Annotated in this window: 12 protein-coding genes and 1 pseudogene; 3 read left to right on the top strand and 10 right to left on the bottom strand. The window is 68.1% G+C overall.

Features of this window, described 5'->3' with window-relative positions; genetic code table 11:
• The 6 genes from M6444_RS12900 to M6444_RS12875 form a co-directional block, all read right to left on the bottom strand.
• On the bottom strand, positions 1-1,038 hold the full coding sequence (locus M6444_RS12900; RefSeq protein ID WP_298327879.1) for a dihydrodipicolinate synthase family protein: 1,038 nt from the start codon (positions 1,036-1,038) through the stop codon (positions 1-3).
• On the bottom strand, positions 1,038-2,054 hold the full coding sequence (locus tag M6444_RS12895) for an NAD(P)-dependent oxidoreductase (RefSeq protein ID WP_298327876.1): 1,017 nt from the start codon (positions 2,052-2,054) through the stop codon (positions 1,038-1,040). Before M6444_RS12895 ends, M6444_RS12900 begins: the two co-directional genes overlap by 1 nt.
• Before the next feature lie 93 nt (positions 2,055-2,147).
• Positions 2,148-2,291 (bottom strand): hypothetical protein, encoded by a 144-nt coding sequence (locus M6444_RS12890; RefSeq protein ID WP_298327873.1) that lies wholly within the window; start codon positions 2,289-2,291, stop codon positions 2,148-2,150.
• Positions 2,292-2,432: 141 nt separating this feature from the next.
• Positions 2,433-3,260 (bottom strand): rRNA adenine N(6)-methyltransferase family protein, encoded by an 828-nt coding sequence (locus tag M6444_RS12885; protein WP_298327870.1) that lies wholly within the window; start codon positions 3,258-3,260, stop codon positions 2,433-2,435.
• 287 nt (positions 3,261-3,547) lie between these two features.
• A complete protein-coding gene (locus M6444_RS12880; RefSeq protein ID WP_298327867.1) occupies positions 3,548-3,784 on the bottom strand; it encodes a hypothetical protein in 237 nt (78 codons plus the stop codon).
• A gap of 23 nt (positions 3,785-3,807) precedes the next feature.
• Positions 3,808-5,790, bottom strand: coding sequence for a hypothetical protein (locus M6444_RS12875; protein WP_298327864.1), 1,983 nt, complete (start codon positions 5,788-5,790; stop codon positions 3,808-3,810).
• A gap of 257 nt (positions 5,791-6,047) precedes the next feature.
• On the opposite strand from M6444_RS12875, the gene M6444_RS12870 reads away from it, so the two are divergent.
• From M6444_RS12870 to M6444_RS23005, 3 genes and pseudogenes are all read left to right on the top strand, one after another.
• Complete coding sequence (locus M6444_RS12870; RefSeq protein WP_298327862.1) at positions 6,048-8,480, top strand: PQQ-binding-like beta-propeller repeat protein; 2,433 nt, start codon at positions 6,048-6,050, stop codon at positions 8,478-8,480.
• Between the two features lie 17 nt (positions 8,481-8,497).
• Positions 8,498-11,206, top strand: a complete 2,709-nt coding sequence (locus tag M6444_RS12865) for a hypothetical protein (RefSeq protein WP_298327860.1) — start codon at positions 8,498-8,500, stop codon at positions 11,204-11,206.
• A gap of 221 nt (positions 11,207-11,427) precedes the next feature.
• Positions 11,428-12,158 (top strand): annotated as a pseudogene (locus M6444_RS23005) (alpha/beta hydrolase).
• A gap of 36 nt (positions 12,159-12,194) precedes the next feature.
• Here the strand turns inward: M6444_RS23005 and M6444_RS12850 are convergent.
• From M6444_RS12850 to M6444_RS12835, 4 genes are all read right to left on the bottom strand, one after another.
• Positions 12,195-12,986 carry a carbohydrate ABC transporter permease gene (locus M6444_RS12850; protein WP_363326350.1) on the bottom strand — a complete coding sequence of 264 codons (792 nt, stop codon included), beginning with the start codon at positions 12,984-12,986 and terminating at the stop codon, positions 12,195-12,197.
• Between the two features lie 77 nt (positions 12,987-13,063).
• On the bottom strand, positions 13,064-13,969 hold the full coding sequence (locus tag M6444_RS12845) for a sugar ABC transporter permease (protein WP_298327850.1): 906 nt from the start codon (positions 13,967-13,969) through the stop codon (positions 13,064-13,066).
• Between the two features lie 30 nt (positions 13,970-13,999).
• Entirely contained in the window at positions 14,000-15,247 is a 1,248-nt protein-coding gene (locus tag M6444_RS12840) for an extracellular solute-binding protein (RefSeq protein WP_298327848.1), read from the bottom strand.
• A gap of 130 nt (positions 15,248-15,377) precedes the next feature.
• A partial coding sequence (locus M6444_RS12835; RefSeq protein ID WP_298327845.1) for an ATP-binding cassette domain-containing protein occupies positions 15,378-16,229 on the bottom strand: 852 nt, incomplete at its 5' end.

Raw genomic sequence — 16,229 nt, 5'->3', positions numbered from 1 at the left:
TCAGGCCAGCCACCGGTCGAGGTTGGCCTCGACGAACTCGTCGTCGCGCAGGTGCGGGTAGGCAGCCCAGATCCGGTCGATCTCCTCGAGCTGACCGGGCGAGAGCCGTTCGTCCTCGTCGAGGCACCACAACCCCTCGAGGAGGCCTTGGCGCCGTAATGCCTCGTGGATGCCGGGCACGCAGCCGCGGAAGCCGTTCGCGGCGTCGAACAGGGCTGCGTTCGCGTCGGTGAGCGCCGGATCGAGGTCGACCAGACACCGCAACGCGGAGTCGTCGCCCGCGCGCGCCTGCCTGGCCAGCTGCGACATCCGCACCGCCTCGCGCACCCAGACCGCCCACTGTCCCAGCAGGCCGCCGACCATGTGCAACGGCGCACCCGGCCCGGGATAGGTGTTGACCAGGTCGCTCACGATGTTGTCGTCGTTGCCGGTGTACAGGGCGATCTCGCCGGCGCGGCCGGAGCGAGCCACGCCGTGCATGACGTCGAGTGTCGCGTATCGATCGAACGGTGCGATCTTGATACCGACCACGCTGGGCAGCTGGGCCAGCTCGCTCCAGAACTCTCGGCTCAACGGCCGTCCGCCGACGGCCGGCTGCAGATAGAAGCCGATGACTGGCAGCACCTCGCCCACCGCTCGGGCCCGTTCGAGCAGCTGCTTCTCGCCGATGTCGCCTGCGCCAAAGGGTGCGACGAGCGCCATGTCGTAGCCGAGCGAGGCGGCCAACTCCGCCTCGGCGACCGCGTGCTCGGTCGGCCCCACGACGCCGGCCACGAGGACCGTGCTGTTGTCCGGGTACTCCCCGGCGGTGGTCGCGGCCAGTTCGAGGACCGGCGCGAGCAGGCCTCGGGCGCGGTCGTGCAGGCCGAACTGCGTGGTGTGCACCGCGACCGCCAGGCCGACTGCGCCGGCTTCGATGTAGTACCTGGTCAGTGCGCGTTGCCGGCGTTCGTCGAGCTTGCGGTCCTGGTTCAGGGCCAGCGGGTGGGCCGGGACGACGCCACCATTGCGGAAGCGTTGAAGTGCGGCTGCGGGCATCAGAACTTCCCGTCGCGCCGCTGGAACTTCGTCGGCTTGCCGTGGGTGGGCAGACCGGCGCCCACCCAGTAAGCCGTGGCGTCGATCAACTCCGCGACCGTGAGCTGCGGATAGCCGAACAAGCCATGACAACGCGACGCGTTCGACAGCAGCGCCGTCTCAGCCTCCTGGCCGGTGAAGGTCACCGGCTTGCCCACACTGCTGGCCAGTTGCTCGGCGACCTGGCGCACCGACAATGTCTCGGGACCGGTCAGATTCAAGACGAACGGGGGCGACGACGCGTGTCGCAACGCTCGTAAGGTCACGTCGTTGGCGTAGCCCTGCCAGACGACGTTGACGAATCCGGTCGTCAGGTCGACCGGTTCCCCGGCGACGATGGACGACGCGATGTCGACGAGGACTCCGTAGCGCATCTCGACGGCGTAGTTCAGCCGGATGATCGACATCGGTGTCCCGCGCTGCTGCGACGCGGCCTGCAGCACGCGCTCGCGGCCGAGGCAGGACATCGCGTACTCCCCGACCGGCTCCGGCGGCGTCTCCTCGGTGGCTCCTCCCCCGCTGACCGGAACCAGGGGGTAGACGTTTCCGGTGGACAGCGCGCTGATCCGCGACGATGCGAAGCGTCGCGCCACCCGGCCGGGCAGGTAGGCGTTGGTCTCCCAGGTGCCTGCTTCGTTGCCGTCGCTACCGAACTTCGCGCCCACGAGGAACACGACGTTGCGGGCGTCCGGAAGTTCTTCGAGCGCACGGTCGTCGGCGATGTCCGCGGCGATGACTTCCGCCCCGGTCGCACGCATGGCCTCGGCCGATCCGGGTGCGCCGAATCGGGACACCGCCAGGACCCGAGCGCCGGTGCCAGCCTGCTCGACAGCTCGGACCGCGAGGCGGACCAGGCTCGGCCCGAGCTTGCCGCTCGCCCCGAGCACCATGATGTCGCCGTCGACGTGCCGCAGGTCTTCCACCAGCTCGGATCGAGGCGTGGACAGCCGGTCCTCCAGGTCTTCGACACTGCGCACAGGCACTCCTTTTCGACCGATACTTACGGCCTAGACCGTATTTTGCCGATATGAGTGCTGTCAAGCTCGCACGGAGGGGCGTCACGTCGGCTGTTAATCCATGGCTACGCCGCCGCCGAAAACGACTCCGAAGCCCACGGCGAAACCCAGCGGCGTGTGATCGAACACGAGCGCGAGCACGAGGCCGAGCCCAAAAGCGGTGACCAACCGTTTCGTCAGTTTCTCGCTCATCGCCACGCCCCTAACGCTGGGACCAACGTTGATCACCATCATCAGCTCGACCCCCGGTGATCGCGCAAGTGAATGTCTCATATTCAGGACACGAATTTCAGCCGCTGGGCCGTTCCGTGGAAATGGTCATGCAGGTGCATTTTCGGACTATCGTGCATTCACCCGCAAAAGTTCTCGGGCCAGCCGTACCCACATGGCCGTGGGCACCGCTGCGGCCTCGGTCGGCGGATCGATACCCGTCGAGGTCAGCAATCGGTGTGCCCGCTTCTTCGTGACGTGGCCGGCGAGAATTTCTTTGGCGGGTCGGCGGGGCGACCGATAACGCGCTTGCAACATCAGCCGCGCCTGATGGGCAGCCGCATTCGAAACGTCCGCACGGCGCCGGATCACCAGGTGGGCGGAATCCACCGCAGGCGCAGGCCGGAAACTTTCCGGCGGAATTCGTTCGGCGATGCTCATGGCGAATCGAACCTGCCACCACGCCGTCTCCAGATCGCGCGGCACGTCGGCCGTCACCCGTTTTGCGAAGCCCCACTCGACGATGAGATCGGCACCCGCGAGCGCGGTGGTCCGCGGGTCCAGCAGCCGGCGAAGCAAGGTGGTCGAGATCGAGTACGGGATGTTGGCGACAACGTGATACGGACGACGCGGCAGCATGACGGTCCGGGCATCCGCGCCGACCACCCGGACGCCCGGCTCTTCGGCGAAGCGGCGTTCCAGCCGCGCGACGAAACCGGTGTGGCGTTCGACGGCGATGACGCGCGCGCCGGTGGCGGCCAGCGCCGACGTCAAGATGCCGGGTCCGGCCCCGAACTCCATGACGAGGTCGCCCGCCTCGGTTCCGGACGACCTGACCATCCGCCGAACCAGGGAACGATCCTGCAGGATATGGATGCCCGAGCGGTTGGGGGACTCATGCGGAGCTCTCGGCCCGCGGTTGGGCGCGCGGCGGCGACGATGGTTTTGGCGATGCACAGGTCATCACGACCTATCTGGGTCACAGGGAGCGGTTTCGGACACGAGAAACCGCGCCGTCGACCCGGGATGAACTCACCGGGGACGGGCGCGGTTTACGGCGCTCCCGCGGCCGGCATCACAGATCCGGCCGCCGATGGGGCTACGCCGTAGCGAACTGGCGGAGCCGCCAGAACGCTACGCAGCCTGTTATCGAACCCATGCGGGACAGCCTAACGATGACGCGACGGCAGGGCCACGCATTATTGAGCGTCCCCGAAGCCGCTGGTCAGGCGCTTGTGATGCTGTCATTGGGGTGGTGAAGATTTGCCACGTGGCAATGGGCACTCGGGGGCGTCCGCCGCGGTCGTGAAGATCGTCGTGGTCGAGCCTGCTGCCTCAAACCGGCCGTGAAGATCGTCGTGGCAAAAACCGCCGCCATAACCCGCGCCCGGCCGCACGACGATCATCACGACCCACCCCACGCGGCACGCCGCCGCACGACGATCATCACGACCCACCCCACGCCGCACGACGATCTTCACGACCCACCACGCGGCACCGGGACTCAGGGCAGGTCGATCCGGATCAGGTTCGTTCCCTGCGTCGTGATCAAGGCACCGTCCGGCGTCGCTACGACCTGCGGCGTTCCGAACCACTCCTGGGCCAAGCCGTCGACGATCGTCTGCACGCGAGGCTCGGCACGACCGATGCGTGCGCTGACCACGGCGTCGCCGTCGGTGGCGTAGATGCGGTCGCCGATGCGGGCGATCCGCCCGCCGCGGGAGCCAATCCGCACCGTCCACAGCACGCGCTGATCGCGAACGTCGACGCCGAACAGGTGGCCTTCGATGGTGGTGCCGGCCAGGACCTGGCCCACGAGGGTGAGGTCGAGGATGCGCGTACCGTCCGGGACCGGCACGAACGACCAGTGGACGCGCCGATCGCCGTAGTCGAAGTAGGCGAGCTCGGCGGCTTCGGCCGTGGGCGTGGTGCCGAAACCGTTGACGATGTCGCCGCCCAGGAAGACGCCGCGCGGTGCGATCTGCACGGCGTGGATCGATTGGTCGGCGATGACGCCCCGGAAGGTCTCGATCTCTCCCGAGTCCAAGTGGTAGAGGCTCAGCGCGCCTTCCCACCGGCCGTAATCGGGCTCGGTGCCCATCACGAGCAGTCGCCGACGATGATCGTGGGTGATGGCGTGCGGGCGGGTCTGCTGGAACTGCGGATCGATACGGCCGATCTCGGCCGCCTCGGTGCCGTTCAGCGGCATCGCGGCGAACCGAGCCAGCGTGTAGAGCCCCATGTACAGCGTGTCGTCGGCGATGACCATGTCTTTCGCCTCACCTCCGAGGGTGAGCCGAAAGCTCGGCGTCGACGACGGATCCATGTCCGGGTGCACCTGCAAGCCCCCGGTGCCGCCGACGAACACCTTCGTGCCATCGGTGGCCAGGCTCTGCGGCCTCTCCGGCAGCGGCTGCAGGTCGGGGCTGGACAGGTCGAGGATCTCGAACGATCCCTCCTGAGGATCGAGCACGACGCCGTTGGCGTTCTGCACCGACCACACCCGGCCGTCGTCCAGCATGCCCATACGCATCGCGCTGGCCTCGGCAACCGGTGTGGCCACGGGTGTGACCTCGCCGGACCACAGCCGGTAGTGGAACACGGTGCCGGTCGGACGGGTGCCGAGCCACATGTCCTCGCCCGTGCCCGTGATGGCGGTGACGAACGTGTTGTTCGGGACCGGCACGATCTCGTACCGCGAGGGGTCGGCGGTGTCGATGACCAGCAGATCACCGGTCGGCGACATGCCCGCTCCCAGGACGGTGCCCAGCTGGGTGAAGGTGGCCACGAAGGTGCGGTCGGCCAACTCGGCGGGGAGGAGATCGGTGCGAGCCGCGCTGGCGCGGTCGTAGGCCACCAGATGTGCGTGAGCGCCGATACCGCAGTACACCGTCGTCTCGGTGACGGCGATGTCGCGGACATACGTCTCGGCGTCGTGCATCCGACCGTGGTCGGTGCTGGTTCCGGTCGCAGGGTCGTACTCCCACAGCAACGCGTCCGGATACGTTCCGACGAACACCGAACCGTCGGGTCCGGCCTTGACCGTCCATCCCACGGTCTGTCCGAGGGCGAGGACCTCGGTCACGTCCATGGTGAGCGTGTCGATCTTGTACAGCAGGGCCGGGGAGTACGTGGAGACGTACAGATCGGTGCCGACGGCATCGGCGCCCCAGACGCCCTCCCCGCCTGGAATCACGGCGGTCTTCGTGACCGCGCCGGCGTCGAGGTCGTAGGCCGCGACCTTCGTCGGTGAGACCTGCCGGGTGGCAAACCAGATCTCGGCCCCGATACGGATCCCGTTGCCGAAGCTCATGGCTTCCGCGGCAGTGCCGAGATCGGTGACGACCGGCTCAGCTGCCCGTGCCGGCGCCTGCGCCGCGGCGGTGCCGAAGGGCCGGGCGGCCACCAGAGCGGTCGTTCCACCGAGCACGGCCGCGGCGCGCAGGACGGTTCGGCGGTCATAGCGGTGTGGGTGGCTGATCGTCATCACGAACCTCCGAGGCCCCGGCGGCGCACCAGACGGCGCGAGCAATACAGGTCTGAACCGTAAATGCTCAGACACACCATCGCAATGCCCCGAAGTCGTGACCAAGCGTCCGTTCGACACCCTGCAATCGCCTCCGACCTGCGCCGATCATGGCATCACGCCACTTCGGTCGACCGAAACACCAATTTCGGCATTGACCGATATGCGCGATAGGCGCTAGCTTCAGCCGGACGCGTCTGCCGATCACGGAGGACCTCATGAGAAGGATCACGCTGGGCTTGGCTCTGGCGGCACTCGTGACAACGCCACTGGTGTCGTCGGCTGCGGAGGATCCAGGCGAGGGCCGGGGCGAGCTCACGTCGCTCGGTGTTCCGTTGCAGGACGTGCTGCTCATCGGGGGTACGGTCGCGCCGGGCCCGGACGGTGAGACCGCGTTGTTCAGCGTGTCGTCCGGCGAACCCGCGCACCTCAACGCGGTGGACCCGGCCACCGGTGAGGCGCTGGCCCGCTTCGACCTCCCCGGCAGTTCGGGCGCGTGGGCCACCGACGTCGGCCCCGACGGCAGCGTGTGGGTGGGGACGTACGGCGATTCCCACCTGTTCCGCTGGACCGCAGACGGCGGCGTGGAAGATCTGGGCAACCCGATCGACAGCGCGACGTTCGTGTGGGACGTCGCCGTCGCCGACGACGGGTACGTGGTCGGCGGCACCTACCCGGACGGCAAACTGTTCGGTTACGACCCCGCTACCGGGGAGTTCCGTGACTTCGGCCAGGTCGCCCCAGGGCACTCCTATGCCCGAAGCGTCGCCACGTACGGCGACCTCGTGTTCGCGGGCACCGAAGATCCCGCCGCGGTGTCGATGCTCGATCGCACCACCGGCGAGATCACGCCGTTGCCATTGCCGGACGGACTGGACGTCTCCCAGGCATGGGCCTACGACGTCGACGTCGTCGGCCACCACCTGTTCGTCCGTTTCGGTGACGCGTTCCCGGCGTCGCTGTACGTGTGGGACATCGAAGCCGGCGGCTGGGTCGACTCGCTGGAATCGGCCCACGGCCTCGAGCCGTCACCGCCGGACGAGGACGGGCGCACGTACCTCATCCAGGACGGCGAGCTGATCCGTTACGACCCGGCCGACGGAAGCGTCGAGCGCACCGGGATGCAGTTCACCGGTCGGGTGGCCAACACCCGCGGCATCGGCTGGGCCGAGCTCGGGCTGCCGGACTACCCGGGCCGCAGCATCGTCGGGCACCTCTGGCGCGGCAAGGCCTTCCGCTACAACCCCGAGACCGGCGCGCACAGCTTCATCGACACGACGATCGAAGGCGAGCCCATCGGCATCACGGCCATCTCCGACGGACCCGACGAGCGCGTCTACGTCGGCGGGTTCCTCAACGGCGGGTTCGCGGCCTTGGACCCGGCATCCGGCGAGCGCGAAGAGTTCCACACCTTCTCGCAGTCCGAGGCGATGACCAACCACGGCGGCAGGCTCTTCATCGGCGCCTACCCCGACGCGCGCGTCTACGGCCACGATCCGGCGCAGCCGTGGCACAGCCCCGAGTACTCTCCCTCGCCCGATCCCGGCGCCACGGAGAACCCCGCGCGGTTGTTCGATTTCAAGGCCGAGCGGCAGATCCGGCCGCGAGCCCTCACCTCTGCCGGTGACTACCTCGCGGTGGGCACGATGCCCGACCTCAACGAACTCGGTGGGGTGTTCGCGCTGTACGACGCGGCCAGCGACGAGCTCGTGCACGCCGAGCGCAACCTGATCACCGATCAGAGCATCGTGTCGTTGACCTACGCCGACGGCGTGGTGTACGGCTCGACGAGCATCTACGGCGGCCAGAGCGCCACTCCCCCGACCCAGCCCGAGGCCAAGGTCTTCGCGTGGTCGGTGGACCGACGCGAGCTGCTGTGGGAGACCGCTGCGTTGCCCGGGCAACCCACCATCAGCGGCCTCAGCCTCGACGACCAGGGCCGTCTGTGGGCCATCTCCGGCCCGCACGTCGTCGCGCTCGACACCGAGACCGGGGCCGTGGCCGAGCACTACACCTACGGCGACTCCACGGCCAGCTCGGGGGACCTCGACTTCAACCCGGTCGACGGGCAGCTCTACGCGAATCTGCTCAATCAGCGGTTCGCCCGCATCGATCCCGCCACCGGCGACGACGAGACCCTGCGCGAGGGTTCGACCGGTCATGTCGACGTTCACCCGAACGGCGACGTGTACGTCAGCGCCGGCGCCGAACTGTTCAAGTACGAGCTCGCGGCGACGTGCGAACAGACAATCACCGGCGCTCACGCCGGCGGCCTCACCGTCGACGGTGCGACGTGCGTCGAAGATGCGGTGATCCACGGCCCGCTCACCGTCACCGACGGGGCACGCGTCGTCATCACCGACAGCACCATCAACGGCTCCATCCGGTCCGCCACGGCGGCCGCCTTCGAGATGACGGGCACGACGGTCAGAGGCGCCACCGTCGTCGCCGACAGCACCGGAGCCGTCACGGTGCAGGACAACTCCCTGTTGGGGTCGCTGACGATCACCGGCTCCGATGCGTCGGTCGTCGTATCGGCCAACCGGATCATCGGCTCGCTGCACTGCGCGGACAATGCCGAGGCTCCACACGACGACGAGCAGCCGAACACCGTCACCGGCTCGGCCACCGGCCAATGCGCCGCGCTGTGACCGGAAGGAACCCGAACGTGCGGAAGATTCTCGCCGTCGCTGCGGCAGCGGCGCTGCTCGTCACCGCCACTGCCGGTGCCGGAGCCGCTGACGAGGATGCGCAGTACCCCACCTTCGACGAGATCAGCCCGTTGCCGCTGGACGCTGTCACGGCCCCGGGCTCCTCGACCGGCACCGGCCCGAACGGCGAGCCCTACCTGTATTTCGTCTCTTCGGGTTCCCCGGCGGTGCTCAGCGTGGTCGACGTCGGCGACGGATCCCGGGTGGACGAGCATCCGCTGCCCGGTGCCTCGGGGTCCTGGATGGTCGAGACGGCGCCGGACGGCACGGTCTACGTGGGTTCGTACGGCGAGGGCCGGTTGTACCGGTACTTCCCGGCTGAGCAGCGGGTCGAGGACCTCGGTACGCCCGTGGCCGGCGAGACGTTCATTTGGGCGCTCGTCGTCGCCACCGACGGCACTGTCTACGGCGGCACCGGGCAGCAGGGTGCGCATGTGTTCAGCTACGACCCGGACACCGGCGAGACGCGCGACTACGGCGCGCTCGCCGACGACCCCAGCCAGCCGCTGGTCACCCACGGCATCGCCGTCGATGAGGACACGATCTACGCCGGTACCGGCGCCGTCCCTCGGCTGTTCAAGATCGACATCGACAGCGGTGAGCGCACCGAATTGACGGTGCCCGAACCGGTCGCCGAGCTCAAGTACGTCTACGACATGGACCTGCGCGGCGATCTGCTGTTCCTGCGTGCCTCGCCGGACGGAGCACCGCAGCCGTTGCACGTGTACGACACCGCCACCGGTGAATGGATCCAGCAGATCGACGGCGCTCACGGACTGTCGCTCTCGGCGATCGCGCCGGACGGGCACAGTGTGTACTTCGTCAAGGACCGGACCCTCTACGTCTACGACCTGACCGAACGCAGCTACGAGCCCACGGAGCTGACCGACATCTCCGACGTCCGCGGCATCGGCTTTCTCGACCTGTCCGACCCGGACTGGCCGGGCCAAACGCTCGTCGGCGCCGACTACAAGGGCGGCTACTGGCTGTACAGCCCGCAGACCGGTGAGTCCGACAAGCGCGTCGCCGACGCTTACCCGGCGCCGGCGCCGATCCGATCGATCACCGAAGGCCCGGACGGCAAGGTCTATGCCGGCGCCTATCTTGCGGGAGGACTCGCCTCCTACGATCCGCTGACCGGCGAGAAGCGTGCTTTCGGCGACGAGGTCGGGCAGGCCGAGGGCATGACCACCCATGCCGGCAAGCTCTACGTGGGCACGTATCCAGGTGGTGACATCTGGAGTTACGACCCCGACCGCCCGGACGAGCCCGGCGTCAACCCGGTGCGGGTGCTGAGCCTGAAGGCAGAGCATCACCAGTCCCGCCCGTACGCCATGGCCTCCGCCGGCCGTTACCTCGCCATCGGCACGGTGGCCGAGAACGGCCGCGCTGGTGGCGGGTTGACGCTTTACGACCCGGAGACCGGCGAGTACTGGTTCGACGACGTCGTACCCGGGCACAGCGTCGTCGGCCTGGCGTTCCACGACGGTGTCCTGTACGGGACGACGTCGGTCTACGGCGGTGTCGGCGGTCCCGACCCGACCGACTCCGACGCCGTCGTGTTCGCCTACGACGTCGAGGCTCGGGAAAAGGTGTGGGAGATGGTGCCGATGCCCGGAGAGGGCGCGCTCGGCCAGATCACCTTCGACGCCGCGGGCAAGCTGTGGAGTCATTCACCGGCCTCGGTGTTCCGGGTCGACGTCGACTCCCGCACCGTGGAGGATTCGCGGACCTACATCGACTACCCGTGGGATTCCATCGCCTACGCCCATGTCGGTGCCCGGCTGTGGCTGGACCCGTACGACGGCGATCTGTACGTCGTCAGCCAGGCCAAGATGTACCGGATCGACACCGAGACCCTCGACCGTGTCCGCTATTTCCAGCCGGCGTCGCACGGGTTCTTGCACAACAACGGCAACGTCTATCTGGCCCGGGACACCCTGGCATGGGAGTACACGCCCAACGAGCGCCCGCACGCCCAGCTGAGCGTGACTGCCGACGACGTCGCGGGTGGCCAGGAGCAGACCGTCACCGTGACCGGCCTCGGCGCCGGTGAGCCGGTGGAGGTGTGGCTGCGTCCGGACGCCCGGCTGCTCGCGTCGCTGACCGCCGACGCGGACGGGACGGTCGAATACACCTACGTCGTCGACGACGCCACCGACGAGGTGCGGGACGAGCAGGTGGAGGTCCGGCGGGTCGGCACCCGGGGCCTCCTTCACGGCGAGTACACCGTCTCGCCCGTGACCTGCACTGAAACGATCAGCGGTGTCCACAACGGCATCATCAACGTGGCGACGGGCACCACCTGCCTCGACGACGCTGAGGTCCGCGGGAACATCGTCGTGGCCGACGACGCGGCGCTCGTCGTGACCGACAGCACCGTCAACGGCACGGTGACCGCCACCGGCGCGAGCCGCGTGGACGTGACGACGACCAGCGTGCGTGGTGCGGTGGCCATCGACGCCACGTCCGGGCCGGTGCGCCTGCGCGAAAGCACGGTGAACGGCTCGGTGTCGATCACCGGCTCGACCGGCCCGGCCCCCGTCGTCTCGGACACCCGGATCCGCGGTTCGTTGCACTGCGACGGCAACGTTTCCGTGCCGCACGACGACGGGGTGCCGAACTCCGTCGACGGTGCGGCCACCGGGCAGTGCGCGCAGATGTGACGGTCGGCGACGTCACGGGTGGGCGGCCACCGGCCGGTCCACCCGCAAAAAGCCAGTGGCGGGCCACGGCGACCACCGCTACGTTGTTGGCAGCCGGACCGGATGACGAGGAGGTGGTACCCGTGCAAGCCGTATCGACATGGGTGCTCCGCTCCGAGGTCGCGGTCGGACGATAGGTCGTCCGGGAGTGCCGCTCACACGTACTCCCGAAAGGCACGACCATGCATGTCACGTCCGAACAGCGCCTCGACGGCGATGTCCGCGAGCGACGGTTCACCCTCGGTGAGGTCCCCGGCATCCTGTGGACACCCGGATCGGCATCCACATCAGCACCGCTGATCCTGGTCGGCCACCCCGGCGGGCTGGGCGCGATGTACCCGCGGCTGGCGGGGCGAGCCCGGCACGCCGTCGCGAACGGCTTCGCCGCGGCAACCATCGAACTCCCCGGCAGCGGCGAGCGGCCCCGCTCCACCGATGCCGACCATGCCCGCGCTGAGCTGCGCCGCGCGGTGGCGGCCGGCGAGCCGGTCGACGACGAGATCGTCGAGCGGCTCGTCCTGCGACTGGTCGACGAGGCGGTGCCGGAATGGCGCAGCGCCCTGGACACTCTGCTGTCGTTGCCGGAGATCGACGGCCCGGTCGGTACTCCGGCGGAGTGATCGCCATCGGCATCCGGCTGGCGCTGGTCGAACCGCGAATCGCGGCCGCGCTTCTGTTCGCCGGAAGTTACGTACCGAGATCCATGGTCGACGAAGCCCGCCGCGTCACCATCCCGTTGCACGTGCTGCTGCAGTGGGACGACGAAGGCAACGACCGGCAGCTGGCCCTGGAGCTGTTCGACGCGTTCGGGTCCGCGGAGAAGACGCTGCACGCCAACCTGGGCGGGCACACCGGCGTGCCGGCCTTCGAAAGCGACGACGCGACCCGGTTCTTCGCCCGGCACCTGAGGTGAGGCCAGGCGACCGTCCGGGCAAGTCGCGGCCGCCGCTCAGCCTTTCAGGCCGGTCGTCGCGACGCTGTTGACCAGGTAACGCTGCAGCACACCGAAGATGATCAGGCACGGAACCACGCTGATGGCAGCTGAGGCCATGATGCGCGCGCGGGCGACCGACTCGGCGTTCAGCGTCGACAACCCGACGGTCAGTGTGCGCATCTCGTCGGTCTGTGCGATCACCAGCGGCCACAGGAAGTCGTTCCAGTGCCACAGGAAGACGAAGATGCCCAGTGTGGCCAGCACCGGCTTGGTCAGGGGAAGCACCAAGCGCCAGAACACCGTCCACTCCCCCGCGCCGTCGATTTTGGCGGCGTCGAACAGTTCGTCCGGAAGCTCCCGGATGAACTGGCGCATCAGGAACACGGCCTGCGAATTGGCCAGCGTCGGCACGATCAGGCCCCAGAACGTGTTGACCCCGTCCAACCGCGACACCAGCACGAACATCGGAATGAGCGTCGCCTGGATCGGCACCATCAAGGTGGCCAGGAACGACCACATCAGCGCCGTGCTGCCGGGGAACCTCTTGCGGGCGAACGCGTAGCCGGCCATCGCCGCCGTCAGCAGGATGATGACCACCGACACCACGGAGTACAGCACCGAGTTCAACGTCCAGCGCAGGAACGACGATGCCGACAGCACGGCGGTCAGATTGTCCAGAGTGACGTCGTCGGGTAGCTGCCGGGGAATCGTCGGCGCGCTTTCCGGGCTCACGGCCAGCACGAGCACCGCCACGAACGGCACGATGGTGAACACCGAGGCCAGCACCAGCAGCAACGTCAGCCACACGTTCGCCCGGTTCCGGCGTGGCCGGTGCGCCTGGGTGGGGTACGTGCGCGGTGGCGTCTGTGCCTCGATGGTGGCTGTCACGTCTTCTCCCGGTCGAGGACGTAGCGCTGGACGAGTGAAATGAGGAACACGACGAGGAACAGCACGACGCCGACGGTCGCCGCGTAGCCGAAGTCGAAGAACTTGAAGCCCTGGTCGTAGAGCATGTACACCAGGCCGTACGACGCGCGGGCCGGTCCACCGCCGGTCATGACGTAGATGGTGTCGAACACCTGGAACGCGGCGATGGTCTCGATGACGAGCACGAAGAAGATGACCGGCCGCAGCAGCGGGATGGTGATCCGCCAGAACCGCGAGCATGGCCCCGCACCGTCGAGTTTGGCGGCCTCCACAATGTCCTCGGGGATGTTCTTCAACCCGGCGACCAGGATGAGCATGGAGTAGCCGAAGCTCTTCCACACCGACACCACGGCCAGCGAAGCGAGTACCATCGCCTGATTGCCGGTGAGGAACGGCACCGGGCCGACCCCGAGTTTCTCCAGCAGCCCGTTGATCAGACCGTCAGACTCGTAGATCCAGGTCCAGATGATGCCCGCCATCACGAACGAGGTGACGTAAGGAAGGAACAGCAGCCCGCGGAACACGCTCTGCCCACGCACCACATGGTGCAGCAACGTGGCGGTACCGAGTGCGACCACCAGCGCCAGCGGCACGCAGATCGCCGCATACAGCAGCGTCACCCGCAGGCTGTGGAAGAACAGGTCGTCCTCGAACAGCCGCACGTAGTTGTCGGCGCCCACGAACGAGAAGTCGCCGCTGAGCCGGTAGTCCGTCAGGCTCATTCCCACTGCGCCGAGGCTCGGCACGAAGCGGAAGATCACGAACAGCACCAGCATCGGCAGCACGAACAGCAGGCCCCAGCCGGGATCGCGGGCACGCTGCCGCCACGAGGCGCGCTGCACAGCGGCGCGTTGCACGGTCATGGTGTTCTCCTAGCTGCGCCGGGCCGGCGCTCAGCCGCCACGAGCGATCAGATCCCTCGCCTCACTTGCCGCATCGGCCAGCGCGTCCTCCACGGACTTCGACCCCTGCAGCGCTGCCTGGATGTTCGACGAGAGCACCGACATGACCTGTCGCGCCGAGGGCGTGACCTCGCCGGGGTTCGCGTACTGCAACGCGTCGTTGAAGACCGTGAGCATCTCATCACCGGTCGGCGGCTCCACGTCGGTGCGGGCCGGGAAGGTGCCGGCCGCGTCGTTCAGCGCCGTCGCGACTTCCGGTGATGCGATGTAGGCGGCGACCTCCATGGCCGCTTGCTCGTCCTCGCTGATGCTGGTCAGCGACAACACACCGGGCATTCCGAAGCTCACCTGCTCGACGCCGCTCAGCGGTTCACCGACGACGACGTTCTCCGCGCCGACACCCGCCTTCATCTGCTCCACCTCGGGCGCCGTCACGGCGTAGCCCATCGCCGCCGTGCCGGTACCGAGCGGACCACCCTCGACATTGTTGGGCTTGGTGGCCGCGTCGGCGGGAAGTCCGCCGACTTCCTGCAGGTCAACTAGGAACTGCAGTGCGGCGTGGCCTTCTGGGCCATCGAAGGCGACGTCGCTGCCGTCGTCGGTGAACACGGTGCCACCGGCCTGCCACAGCAGCGGGTAAAAGCTCAGGTTCAGCGTCATCTCCGGCGAGCCGGAGTAGTCCATCGCTGCGACGCCGTTCGCGGCCAGCTTCGGCGCGGCAGCCAGAACGTCGTCCCACGTGGTGGGAACCTCGCTGATGCCGGCCGCCTCCAGGACCTCGGTGTTGTACACCGTCGTGGTGCTGGTGTGATAGATCGGCACCCCGTAGAGCTCGTCGTCGAACGTCACCGAGTCCAAGGCGTTGGGCAAGAACGCGTCGCGGTTCTCCTCGACAGCTGCGCCCATCGGCTTGAGCCCGCCGGTCGATTGGTACTGAAGCGTTTGGTCCGGTGTCAGCAGGACGAGGTCCGGGCCCTCACCCGAGGCGATCGCCGTGGCGATCTTCTCGTCCCTGCCCTCCCACGGCAGCAGCTCGATCGTCAGGTCGATGTCATCGTGGCCGGTCTCGAAGTCTGTCTCCACCTGGTCCCAGAACTCGATGCTGGCGTCCTGGTCAGGAATGACGGGATACATCCACACCGTGACGGAACCGCCACCGTCGGTGGATTCCCCGTCGGAACCGCCACACGCGGCCAGGGTCAGCGCCGCGACGGCGACGAACGTCAACTGTCCACGCATGTGATTCCTCCTCGATGGGCGAACGCTAATACCGGTCCGGGCCGAAACTATAAGCGCCCCGGAACAGCGTCAAGCGCCAACGGGTTCAGGTAGGTGCTTCGATGCGAACTCGTTGTCCTCGCCTTGGACGTCACGTGAGCAGTTGGCCGTCTGCCACGCAGGCCGACGTTCCGGTCCATCGGCGCCGCAGCCAGCGGTCATGGGAAGCCACCACGACCGGCAGCCCAGAGTCCAGCACGGCCGACTCCAGCTCTTCGACCAGGCCGACCGACAGATGGTTGGTGGGTTCGTCGAGCAGCAACAGGTGCGGCCGGGAGGCCAGCAGCAAGGCGAGCGCGAGCCTGCGCCGCTGCCCGAGTGAAAGCCGGCCGACAGGGGTGTGCACGTCCGACCCGGACAGCAGGCCGAGGTCGACCAGCTCGCGCTGGTGTTCGTGCGCCGGCCCCGGCCGTCCGGAGGCGAAGATCTGCAGGGCCGTCTGCGCCGGGTCGGGAAAGTGCCCGGTCTGCGGTAGCCACCCGATGCGCACGCCGCGGGCCCGCATCACCCGGCCGGAAACCGGTTCGAGCCGGCCCGCCAGGGCCGCGAGCAACGAAGACTTCCCCGAACCGTTGGGCCCGGTGATCAACAGCCTCGTGTCCGAAGTGATGTCGAGTGCCGGTACAGCGATGCGGTCCGGTACGTGAACGTCGCGCGCAGCTACCAGCACCCCGGACGGCACCCTGTCCTCGGCAGGCCGGTCCAGGCTGAGCACGCGCGGCGGCTTCGGAACACGCTGTTGCTCGAGGCGTCGCAACCGGTTCTCCGCGTCACGGACCCGCCGCGCCACCGCGGCGTCGACCTTCTGGCCGAAGAAGTGCACTTGGAACTTGTCGTTGTCGCGGCGACGCCGGTTGGCGTGTCCGACGCGTCGGGTATCCTGCCGGAGAGCGGCTCGGGCGGCGTCGACATCGGCATTCCACCGGTCATGTGCCTGCTCCCA

The organism is Haloactinopolyspora sp., assembly GCF_027324685.1.
In the GTDB taxonomy this organism is placed as follows: domain Bacteria; phylum Actinomycetota; class Actinomycetes; order Jiangellales; family Jiangellaceae; genus Haloactinopolyspora.
The sequence above is the reverse complement of the archived record's forward strand: the minus strand, read 5'-3'. Positions and strand labels throughout refer to the sequence as shown.